This is a genomic window from Nocardia sp. AB354 (assembly GCF_049538315.1).
GTDB lineage: Bacteria > Actinomycetota > Actinomycetes > Mycobacteriales > Mycobacteriaceae > Nocardia > Nocardia nova.
On record NZ_JBMVFU010000038.1, the window covers coordinates 42567 to 54437 of the forward strand.

The following is an 11871-nucleotide window of genomic DNA, read 5'->3' on the forward strand; positions in this document are numbered from 1 at the left end:
GTGGCCACAACGATCGCGGTCCAGCCGCAAGTGTTCTACGACGCGGCCGCGGCCTTGCACACCGCTGCGGAAAACCTGTTCACCGTCGTCGACGGCAAATGGGATGCGCTAGCCGACTGTGAGCACATGGCCGGCACCTACGACGAAGCGCAGAAGTGGGCCGCCAGCTACGACCAGCACGCCTACGACGCGATGAACACCGCGGTGCACGCCGCCGAAGCCATCGACAACTATGCCGGTGTATTGCGCGAGATGGGCTACAACCACGCCCTCGCCGACTACAACGCGACCATAGGCGACAAGGGATCTCCGCCGGAGAAGCCGGCTGCACCGACTCCAGCGGTGTACTCGTGCCGGGTGCCGTTGCCCTCGGCGGGTGGCCCGAGCAACGGCCTCGAGGACGGCGGGGTCAAACTCGCAGAGAAGATCGGCATCACCGTGCCCAACGGCGACACCGGCAAACTCGGCAAGATCTCCACCGCGTGGGCCCAACTGGCCGCAGCTGAAGCGGTGGCGAATCTGCCTGCCGAAATCGAGCGTGTGCACGGCATGTTCTCGGTAATCCGATCGCCGGAAACCGATTTCATCAGCACCGATCTGGAGCAACTCAAGTCCGCCGCCACGACCGTCGCCGGTGCGTTCGGCGCGCTCAGCGCCGCGTGCGCGCAGCATCACGACGCGCTGAACACGCTGCGGGAAGATCTGAAAACCCAGCTCGAAGAACTGGGCCAGGAACTACTGAAAGAACTGGCGATCACCGCGGCTATCGGCGTAGTCACCAGCTTTGTCACGTTCGGCATCGGCGCGGCGGTTGCCTCGGCGAAAGTGGCTGAAATCGCGGCCCGCTTCGCGGCACCGATACGGGGGATCATCGATGCCTGGAAAGCAGGTCATAAACTCGAAAAAGGCATCAAACTCGAACAGGACCTCGCGAAAAGCACCAAGGAGCTGCAAGATCTGTCGAAGCTCGGCGAGGAAATAAAGAAACCGCCTACCATCGAAAAGGCGCCCGCGCCGGCGCGGGTCGACCCCGCCGGATGGACCGGCAAAGACAATGACGCCCTGCTGGACTACACCACATCCGGCGGACGCGAACTGAATGCTGCACTCCGCGACGGCCGGGTCGAAGGCAGCGACGCGCTCAAATTCAGGGTGGACAACGTGAATGAAGCGCTTGGGAAGCTGCCGGATTACAAGGGCGTGGTAACCCGGCGCGTGGACTCCAAGGAGATGCCACCGGACGTACTGGCACGCTACCAACCAGGAAAAACCGTCACCGAAGACGGGTTCACCTCGACCTCACGAGCCCCCGAAGGAACACCGTTCCCAGGAGATGTGGAGTTTCAGATATTCTCGAAATCAGGCAAGGACATCACCGAATATGCGCAACCGGAGTATCGGCGCGAACAAGAGGTGTTGTTCCGCAGCGGCACACCGTTCGATGTGACCGAAAGGTTCACCGATCCTGCCACTGGGCACACCGTCATCCGCATGGTCGAACACTGATCCACCAGGAAGGACACTGGAAATGACCGACGACGACACATCATCAGACCGCGTGCACATCGGCGGAAAGACATTCGAAACCACCCGCGAGACCCGCACCACTCCCGAAGAGATGGCCGAAATTAATGCTGCTTTCGCCGCATTCGAGCAGGCTCGCGCCAACGTTCCCGAAGAGAAGAAATTTCGCTTGTCCGACCGATTCGGAGGTCACGACTTCGACGGCACCGAATACGAGGAATGGGTGAACCAACAGCGGCAAAAACGCAACCCGGACTGACCCCGCACCGAGCACGGGCGCGGCCGCTTTGTAGCGTTCCCCAACCGGCGACCCACCGACTGCAAGCCCATTCCGTCGTTTGGGTGTACCCACCCACTCCCAGTACTCAGGTCTCTGTGGCCCGCGTCCACCAGTGTTCGGCCTGCACCGGATCAGCCTGTTCGAGCAGATCCCCGAGACTGCACATAGCGTCGATGTCGCCGGCGTCGGCGGCCTTCCGATACCACGCCACAGCCTGCACCGGATCACCCAGCCGCTCGAACAGGAGGCCGAGACTACCCAGCACAACGGTGTCACCGGCTTCGGCGGCCCGCCTCCACCAGTGCTCGGCCTGCACCAGGTCATCCCGCTGACGGAACAGGTCCCCGAGACTACCCAGCACAACGGTGTCACCGGCTTCGGCGGCCCGCCTCCACCAGTGCTCGGCCTGCACCAGGTCATCCCGCTGCCGGAACAGCAGGCCAAGACTTACCATCGCAAGGGTGTCGCCGGCGTCGGCGGCCCGCCTCCACCAGTGTTCGGCCTGCACCGGATCACTCTCCCGCAGGTCGTACCCACGAGCGACCATCGCACTGATCTCGCGGGCCTGCGCGGCCTTCCGATACCAGTGATCGGCCTGCGCCAGGTCACCCCGCTCCTTGAACAGGTCCCCGAGACTTCGCATCGCATCGCGGTCGCCGGCGTCGGCGGCCTTCCGATACCAGTGTTCGGCTTGCACCGGATCATCCCGCTCCTCGAACAGGTCCCCGAGAATGCTCAGCACATCGGTGTCACCGGCTTCGGAGGCCCTCCGATACCAATGTTCGGCCTGCACCAGGTCACCCCGCTGACGGAACAGGTCCCCGAGACCACCCAGCACAACGGTGTCACCGGCTTCGGCGGCCCGCCTCCACCAGTGCTCGGCCTGCACCAGGTCACCCCGCTGACGGAACAGCAGGCCAAGACCTACCATCGCACGGATGTCACCGGCTCCGGCGGCCCGCCTCCACCAGTGTTCGGCCTGCACCGGATCACTCTCCCGCAGGTCGTGCCCACGAGAGACCATCGCACTGATCTCGCGGGCCTGCGCGGCCTTCCGATACCAGTGATCGGCCTGTGCGGGATCACCCTGTTCGAACAGGTCCCCGAGACTGCTCGTCGCCTCGATGTCGCTGGCACCAGCGGCCTTCCGGTACTTGGCCTCGGCCGGCAGTTGCCGCGCCGACGTGGCAGGATTCTTCTCCACCCTCCGTATCTCGGGGGCAATAGGTTGGATCGGTTGAGGCTCGACGGGGGTCGGTTCTGGCTGCACCTCCGCCGGTAGCGGCGCGAGGGCACCGCGTCGATCCCGAGCAGTTGGCTCCGGCAGCCCTGTGGGCGGTGGTGCGGTGACTTCGAGAGCGGGTGGGCGGCGCAACACAGCAGCGAGTTGCTTGGCCGAATCCGGCCTGGAACAGTCGACGAGCCAACTCAAGCCTTCGCCACTGGACAACGTCAACCTGTCGTATGCCATCACCGGAATCTGCCGGTTGTTCTTGAACCTGCGATCAGGGCCGCCGCCGATGTTCGCGTACTGCCATGTCGTATCGACTTGTTTGCCATCCCGGGGAACCCGACCACTCTCGATGAACCGCGACACTGACCAGTCGATGTCGAGTCGACTGTAAGTGACATCGCTGAACGTACGTTGGGTGCGGACGAGGATACGGTCAGGAAGCAGATACAGTGCGTCGCGGCCGCAAACGAAGGTCGGTACCACAACGTTCGTTACCAGGTGTTTCGGTTTTTCGAACTGCAGCCTGACAGGTGACCGGTTGATGAGACTTCTCGCCAGCGCGTTGACCTTGCGTTGATGAGTGCCCGTGAGCTGTCTGCTCGCTTCTATCCGCCATAGCATGTGCGACTGCGCCAAGGCTTGCGCATTTGTGACGACGGTGTCGTACCACGCGGCGGGGTCGCCGGTGACGTCGTAGAACACAACAACGTTGCGGCGCCCTTGGTCCCATTGCCGCAACCACCAGACCGCAGGCAAAGCGACCACCGCAACCAAGCCGAACGGGAAAGCGGCAATCACGAGAACGATAAGGGCAATCGTCAGGACCAGTGCCCAATTCCAGCGGCGGGCTGCGTCATTGAGTTGTCGAACGAGATCATCGCCACCGGTGGAGACAAGTGATTCGGCTGATACGCCGGTCAAGTCCGTCATCGACGCGTAGGGCGGTGGTGAAGAGAACCCGGCTGGCCGATCGGTACGACTCACGCTGACCCCCGAGCGCGTACGGGAGGCCGGCAGTCCGATCGCAGTGCGGTATCGGATCCCCCCGGCGCCGACGGAAACATAGTTCCCACGAGGCCCGGTTCCGACTCGGAACCCCGGAACACCCGCGCTGACCCCAATACCCGAGGTACTCAGGTTGAAGCGAAACGGTCCGGCTCGCAGCGACTTTCCTAGATAGAACCCCATCGACGAATCTCTGCCTCTCCAGTGCTCATGCCTTGCAACGACTTGTCGTTGCCAGCGGTCCAGCGTTACCACGCAGTGCGAGCGCACAGGCAGGCGCGGCTCGGCCCCGGTCAGGCGACTCAGCGAAGATGCGATGCTTCTCCCGACCAGGACGGTTCTCCGTCGAGAATTCGCCCCAGGACGCCCTCGCCCACGCACCCCGGCCACCAACACGAATACGAGACTTGCTACGATCTGGACCCGTTGGAAGCAGCATCAACAGATGCGCTCATGCACGCGACGGATCCAGTCGTGTCGCAGCGGGGCGACGAAATCCCCCCTCGCGCACCGTTTCGTGTCACCGGTGACACCTCCGGACGTCCGCGTGTTCGAGCGCACTCACCCATGCAGTGGACGACAAATGACGCCCCCTCTGTCACCTGGGCACTTTCCGCCGAGATGTCGGACTCGATGCCACCGTTGAAAATTCCGCACCCTGCGCGCCCGCCGCTGAGGTGCACTCGCCCTGCGCCCCACAGATACGTCCGACCGTGCCTGTCGTGGCCGCGCACAATGCCGACAACCTCGCCGAAACCGGCACAGTCGAGCTTCCCGGTTCGCTCCGACGCCGCCCTCGCACCAGCTATTGTTCAGTTATCGATCTGTCCCGCATCGAGGCAGGAGTTGTCGTGCCGAAGCTGGAGATCAACAGGAAGTCCGAACTGTCGCGTGAAGAAGTGGCCGAGCGGCTCATCGCGATCGGGCAGGCGCTTGCCGGTGGCTCCGAGGTGAAGCTGGGATCCGGCGGGGACACGATCGACATCGTCGTCCCCGAGCGCGTCCATGTGGAGCTCGAAATCGAGGTCGACGGTGACGAGACCGAAATAGAAATCGAGATCAGCTGGCGTGACGAGGCTACCGGTGATTCGACGATTTGAACCCGGCATGCCTGCTGTTCGTGCTTGCTGAACAGGACGAAGCGTCGACGGGCAACGTTCTCGCCGAGGAGGACGACGGCGAGTTGCGGCAGGGAGCGCTATGAGCAAACTCGGACAGCGAGCCATCGTCTGCGGGGCGAGTATGACCGGGCTGCTCGCCGCCCGGGTGTTGTCGGACTTCTACGAGGTGGTCACGCTCGTCGAGCGGGATCCGCTGCCGGACGGTCCTGAGCAGCGGCGAGGTGTGCCCCAGGCACGGCATTTTCATGCTCTGCTGAGTAGGGGATCGAACGTCCTGGATGAGCTGTTTCCCGGCGTGCTCGACGAACTCGTCGCTGCAGGCGCGAAAGTCTTGTCCAATGAGCCATCGCGGGTATATGTCCGGTTGGGCCGGCATGAGCTCGATGTCGCGGACAAGTTTGCCGACCCGGCATCGCTGGTCGTCTATCAACCCAGCCGACCATTCTTGGACTCCCATGTCAGGCGGCGAGTCCGCGCCATCGAGAACGTGAGGATTCTGGACAGCCATGCTGTCGTCGAGCCCACAACCGACCGCGACCGTCGGGTTACGGGCGCCCGGGTGGTCAACCGCTACACGGGTGAGAAATCCGTGCTGGATGCCGACTTGGTGGTGGATGCGATGGGCCGCTCGGGGCATACGCCGGCGTTCCTCGGCAATCTCGGCTGCGAGCGACCGATCGAGCAGAGCTACCCGGTGCATCTGAACTATGCCAGCCAATTTCTGCGGGTCCCCGCGGGCACGATCGGCGAGAAACTGGGTTTCTCGGTCAGTCCGCTGCCCGAACGACCGGCCGGGGTGGTGGCTGTGGCCTACGAGGGCGACACCTGGATCCTGACCTTGTTCGGCGTAGGCGGGTACAAACTTCCCCGTGACCTGTCGGGCGTAATCGAATGTGCCGCGCAGTTCGCGCCACCTACTCTGATCGACGCGCTGCGGTCCGCTGAGCCGCTCGGCGGGGTGTCTGCGCAGCACTACCCGGCCAGCACGTGGAGACGCTATGACAAGATGCGTCGATTCCCCCCGGGGCTGCTGGTGATGGGCGATGCGATCTGCAGCTTCAACCCCGTATATATGCAGGGCATGACCATGGCCGCGCTGCAGGCCGTCGCGCTGCGCGACTGCCTGGCCGATCGCGACGGAGATGTGAGCCGGCGATTCTTCAAAGCGACCGCCAAACAGATCGGCCCGGTGTGGCGGGGAAATCGGTTCACCGATTTCACCGTGTCCCAGGGAGGTGGTTGGCGACGGGTGCCGAGACACTTGGTGAACTGGCCCATAGACAAGGCGCAGGCCGCCGCCGCGAACGATCCGGCCGTCGCCGAAGCGGTCCTTCGAGTGATGCACTTCGTCGACCCGCCGGCCCGGCTCGCGCGGCCCTCGTTCCTGATGCGGCTGGTCGCAGCCAACCGCCGAGCCGGAATGGCCACATCCACCGATAACGGTTCCCGCAGCGCGGGGGTGAACGCTATGACCACGGAGACCTTCGACATCAACCGCATGCCGCGCGGCGGACCGGATGCGTCGTGGCTGGACCGGCGGTTGGAAACCGATCGTCTGGAGTACCTCGACCGCGACGACGTCGATGATCGCAAGCGCAAGATAATTCGTTCTCTGGACCGCGGCGAACGGTTTTTCGGGATACATCGGAAGCTCGCGCGCATCGTGCTCGACGAGGTCACCGACGTGCGCGAGCCCAAGATCCTGGAACTCGGCTCCGGCCACGGTGGGCTGTCGCGCGCGCTGCTGGAGATGCATCCCACCGCCGACGTCACGGTCACCGACATCGAACCCGCCTCTGTCGCGGCGATCGCTGCGGGTGATTTGGGCAGTCATCCGCGGGCCACCGTGCGCGAGATGGACGCGACCGCCATCGACTCGCCCGACGGGTACTACGACCTCGCCGTGTTCGTGCAGTCCCTGCACCATCTGCCACCACCGCTGGCTGCCCGGGTGTTCGCGGAAGGCACCCGCGCCGCCGCGAAACTGCTGATCATCGACTTGTCGCGTCCGCCTTCGTTACTGCACCTCGTCATGCTGGCGCCGGCGCTGCCGTTGGTGATCTTTCCGTACTGGCACGACGCGTTGATCAGCTCGTTGCGCGCCTACGGCCCGTCGGCGCTGCGCGCGTTGGCCCGGTACGCCGACCCGGCGATCACCCTCGAGTTGCGCAGGCAGGCAGCCGCTCTCCCCGGAAGCCCGCAGATCGCGGTGGCCAGTTCTGCCCGATGAACATTCGATTGAACCGATCGGCATCGGCGCTCGTGACCACGGCTATGGGTGCATAGTGCGCCATCGCGATCACCGCTACAACCGGCATGCGATCACCGAATCGGTCGTCTGGTTGCCGGAATTCGACGCTTCGAAGACTTACACGGAAGTCGTCATCATGCTCAACTACGGTGTCCATCCGGAGGTGCTGGGGTCCTTAACCGCCGCTCAGAGGTCGATATGGGCTGCCCAGCAACTCCGGCCCGAAGTCCCCTACAACGTTGCCGTTTTCCTGGCGATCGATCACGATGTCGACGCCGAGAGGCTCATGGTTGCGTGCGAATCGGCGGCAACGCGATTCGGCACACCGTGCGCGCGGCTATCCCTCGACGACGGCGAACCGGTTTTCATAGTCGATCGCTCGTTTCCGCGGACCATTCGCTGTATCGATCTGCGCGCCGAGCGCGACCCGGTATCCGCTGCGCGCGGCTGGATGGACAACGACTACCGCCGGCCGATCGATCTGGTCCGTGACCGACTCACCGAGTTTGCGCTGCTGCGCATCACCGACGATCTGTCGTATTTCTACCTGCGCACACACCACGTTCTCTTGGACGGGTACGGCGCCCACACCATGGTCCGGCACATCGCGGCCGTCTATTCGGGAGCAGCGCCCGAGACCGGCGAAGTCGACTTCTCCGAATTCGACCTGATCCGCAACGCGGATCAGAAGTATCAGCAGTCTTCGCGCAGTCGTGTCGATGCCGAGTACTGGAAAAACGTCGTGCGTGAACCTTCGGACATCACCGACCTGGGCGGGACGCGCAGGCCGGTGGCACCACGCCACCCGTTGGTTCGCGAACTGGTGTACACGCATCGATTCGAGGAGAACCGGCCTGTCCGACTCGATGTCGCAAGGGTTGTCGCGACAGTAGCGGTGTTCATCGCGAAAACCACAGGACAGCAAGATGTTTCGTTGTCTCTGCCGGTGTCGGCACGCACGACTGCGGCACTGAAAAAATGTACGGGCATGGTCTCGAACATGGTGCCGCTGCTCATTCGAGTCCATGACGGCGACACCATCGGCGCACTGACCGATCGGGTAGCCGAGTCCCTAGTCGGCGCGCTGCGGCACCAACAATTCCGGCGCTGGCCGGACCTGATCGCCCAGGCAACCCGACCCGACATGAACATCGAATTCGGCCCGGCGGTCAACATCCTCGACTTCGCCACCCCGTTGCATTTCGGTTCTTCCGAAGTGACGTACAACGTATTGACCACCTATCCCATACAAGACTGCGCAATCAACATCTATCCCCAATTGGGTGATGGCACGCCGCGAATTCAGTTCATGTGGAATCCGGATCGGTACGCCGCCGACGACATCGCCAGGCACATGACCCGTTTGGAAATGCTTCTCGACCGCCTCGTGGTGGCGGACTCGTCGGTGACGGTGGGAGAGGTGTCGTTGCTGGCCACCGGTGAACGCGATCTGGTGCTGTCGGTGTGGTCCGGTGCCCGAGTGGCGGCGCCGGTCGGGTTGGCGCCGCAGTTACTGGCGGCGGCGGTGGCGGCCGGCCCGGACGCGCCGGCAGTCGTCGACGGTGCCCGGGAGGTGTCGTATCGCGAGCTCGATCGGTGGTCGACGAGGGTGGCGCGGGTGCTGATCGAGGAGGGCGTCGGCCCGGAGCGCGCGGTGGGTGTGGCGATGGATCGCCGTGTGGAGTTGGTGGTGGCATGGTGGGCGGTGGTCAAGGCCGGCGGGGTGTATGTGCCGCTGGATCCCGCCCATCCGGCCGAGCGAATCACCACGGTGCTGGACGCGGTGGGGGCGGTGTGCGTATTGACCTACGGGTCCGACACGGTAGCCGGGGCCGCGGCGCGTCCGATAGTGCGCATCGACGCTCCGGATGTGTCCGGGCGGTCCGCGGAGGCGATCACGGACGCCGATCGGCCGGCTGGGCTGAGGGTGGACAACACCGCGTATGCGATGTTCACCTCGGGATCCACCGGCGCCCCCAAGGGAGTCGCGGTCAGCCATGCCGGTCTGCTGGGGTTGGCCGCGGCGCAGCGGGCGGTGTTCGGGCTGGGCGCAGGTGCACGGATTTCGATGGTGGCCGCGCCGAGTTTCGATGCGTCGATCTTCGATATGTTGTGGGCAGCCGGGTCGGCCGCGGCGCTGGTGGTGGCACCACCGCACGTGTATGCCGGGGAGGCGTTGACCGCTTTCCTGCAGGACCAGCAGGTCAGCGCGGCGGTGTTCACCCCGACGGTGCTGTCGTCGCTGGATCGGGCCCGGCTGGACCGGGTGGGCACACTGGTCACCACCGGGGAGGCCTGCCCGGAGGAGTTGGTGGCCGCCTGGGCTCCGGGACGGCAGATGTTCAACGGCTACGGCCCCACCGAGACCACCATCGGCGCCACCCTTGCGCCCCTGTCGTCGAGGCAGCCGGTCAGCATCGGCACCCCGATTCCAGGGATATGCGCGCTCGTGCTCGACGCGCGGCTGCACCCGACCCCGGTCGGGGTGGTGGGCGAGCTGTATCTGGGCGGGCCCGCGCTGGCGCGCGGCTATGTGGGCCGGCCGGACTTGACCGCGGAACGGTTCGTGGCCAACCCCTACGGGGACGCCGGGACGCGTGTGTATCGCACCGGTGACCTGGTGCGCTGGACCTCCACCGGCACCCTGATGTACGTGGGCCGCGCCGACACCCAGATCAAGCTGCGCGGGCAACGCATCGAACTCGCCGAAATCGAGAACACGCTGCTGGCCTGCCCCCAGGTCACCCAGGCCGCCGCGACCATGCACCGGAGCAGCACCGGCGCCCACCTCATCGCCTACGTCACCCTCGATCACACCGCCACCGATCACGATGCCGACATCGTCGGACAGTGGCGGCATATGAACAACGAGCTGTACGACGCCGAGGTGGCGTCGTCGGAGTTCGGCATGGATTTCCGGGGCTGGAACAGCAGCTACACCGATGATCCGATTCCGCTCGAGGAGATGCTGGAGTGGCGTGCGGCCACGGTGGATCGCATCCTCGCGCTGCGGCCGCGGCGGGTGTTGGAGATCGGTGCGGGCTCCGGACTGGTGTTGTCACAGATCGCTCCGCGGTGTGAGCGCTATGTTGCCACCGACGTGTCAGCGGTGGCGATCGACAATCTCGCGCACTCGCTCGAGCAGTCGCGGATCCCGTGGCGTGACCGAGTCCAGCTGCTGACCCAGCCGGCGCACGTCACCGAGGCATTGCCGCGAGGCTACTTCGACACGATCATTCTCAACTCGGTCGTCCAGTACTTCCCCACCAAGGATTATCTGACCGAGGTGAGCGATGCCGCTATGGATCTGCTGGCCCCCGGTGGGGCGATGTTCATCGGCGACGTCCGTAATCACACCCTGCAGGCAGCGTTTCGCACAGCGGTCGCGCTGGCCCGCACCGCCACCACCGACGCCGCCGAGATCCGCCGGCAAGTCCGGCTCGCCGTGCTCAGCGAACCCGAATTGCTACTGGCCCCCGAGTTCTTCACCGGCTGGGCCGCCGGTCGTCCGTCGGTGGCCGGAATCGACATACAGGTCAAACGCGGATCGGCCGACAACGAACTCAACAGGTACCGGTACGACGTCATCGTCCACAAAACGCCCACTCCGGTCCGCTCACTGGCAACAGCACCCTCTTGGGCATGGACTCGATTCGCAGGGCTGCGCGGGCTGCATACCGAGCTGATCTCCCGACATCCCGCCACCGTGCGCATTACCGGCATCCCCCGTACCGGACTGATCACCGATGTCCGCATCGAACACGCCCTCGCAGACGGCTTACCCGTGGCCGACGCACTCGCCCGGGCCGCCGCGACTTCCGACACCACTACACCCGAACAGTTGCACCGCTTGGGCGAAACCACCGGATACCACGTAGCCGTCACCTGGGGCGCCCAGCCCGGCACCCTCGATGCCGTTTTCATCACCCCCACCGACCCCGACCGCCGGCACGCCCCACCGCTGACCGAGGTCTACCTGCCCACCACCGGAGACCATCGAATCACCACCCACGCCAATAACCCCCACACCAACACCGAGATCAACGCCGTCCGGCAGCGGTTGAGCGCGTGGTTGCCCGAGTACATGGTGCCGGCGCAGATTGTGGTGCTCGACGAGTTCCCGCTGACCTCCTCGGGCAAAATCGACCGTAACGCCTTGCCTGCACCGATGTTTGCCGCCACGCCCTTCCGGGCGCCGCAGACTCGGGTCGAGAAGATCGTCGCCGAGGTGTTCGCGGAGGTATTGGGTCGGGACCGAGCGGGGCTCGATGACGATTTCTTCGCCCTGGGTGGAAACTCGTTGACTGCTACCCGGGTGAGCGCGCGGCTGCAGTTCGCGCTGGGCCGAGAAGTGCCGGTGCGATATCTGTTCGACGCGTCCACGGTCGAGGGTCTCGCCGACTATCTGCACTCGCATCGTGGCGAGCCCGCTCGCTCGCCGCTGCAGGCCATGCCG

The 11871-nt window shown here is 64.7% G+C and carries 5 protein-coding genes and 2 pseudogenes; 5 read left to right on the forward strand and 2 right to left on the reverse strand.

Features of this window, described 5'->3' with window-relative positions; all coding sequences use genetic code 11:
- A complete protein-coding gene (locus ACPCUW_RS33590; protein WP_423429340.1) occupies nt 1-1506 on the forward strand; it encodes an ADP-ribosyltransferase in 1506 nt (501 codons plus the stop codon).
- Nucleotides 1507-1528: 22 nt separating this feature from the next.
- Complete coding sequence (locus ACPCUW_RS33595) at nt 1529-1783, forward strand: hypothetical protein (protein ID WP_423429342.1); 255 nt, start codon at nt 1529-1531, stop codon at nt 1781-1783.
- A gap of 106 nt (nt 1784-1889) precedes the next feature.
- On the opposite strand, the gene ACPCUW_RS33600 is transcribed toward ACPCUW_RS33595, so the two are convergent.
- A complete protein-coding gene (locus tag ACPCUW_RS33600) occupies nt 1890-3968 on the reverse strand; it encodes a hypothetical protein (protein ID WP_423429347.1) in 2079 nt (692 codons plus the stop codon).
- 111 nt (nt 3969-4079) lie between these two features.
- Nucleotides 4080-4226 (reverse strand): annotated as a pseudogene (locus ACPCUW_RS33605) (DUF4236 domain-containing protein); the annotation flags it as partial.
- A gap of 668 nt (nt 4227-4894) precedes the next feature.
- Between ACPCUW_RS33605 and ACPCUW_RS33610 the strand changes: the two are divergent.
- From ACPCUW_RS33610 to ACPCUW_RS33620, 3 genes and pseudogenes are all read left to right on the forward strand, one after another.
- A pseudogene (locus ACPCUW_RS33610) lies at nt 4895-5137 on the forward strand (amphi-Trp domain-containing protein); the annotation flags it as partial.
- A 1495-nt stretch (nt 5138-6632) separates the two neighbouring features.
- Nucleotides 6633-7394 carry a class I SAM-dependent methyltransferase gene (locus ACPCUW_RS33615; RefSeq protein WP_423429348.1) on the forward strand — a complete coding sequence of 254 codons (762 nt, stop codon included), beginning with the start codon at nt 6633-6635 and terminating at the stop codon, nt 7392-7394.
- A gap of 55 nt (nt 7395-7449) precedes the next feature.
- Nucleotides 7450-11871: amino acid adenylation domain-containing protein (locus ACPCUW_RS33620; RefSeq protein ID WP_423429343.1), on the forward strand; the 4422-nt coding region annotated here is incomplete at its 3' end.

Excerpts from the sequence above, each read along its gene's own strand:
- ACPCUW_RS33595 (WP_423429342.1), top strand. The coding sequence starts at position 1,529 with ATGACCGACGACGACACATCATCAGACCGCGTGCACATCGGCGGAAAG.
- ACPCUW_RS33600 (WP_423429347.1), bottom strand. The coding sequence starts at position 3,968 with ATGACGGACTTGACCGGCGTATCAGCCGAATCACTTGTCTCCACCGGT.
- ACPCUW_RS33615 (WP_423429348.1), top strand. The coding sequence starts at position 6,633 with ATGACCACGGAGACCTTCGACATCAACCGCATGCCGCGCGGCGGACCG.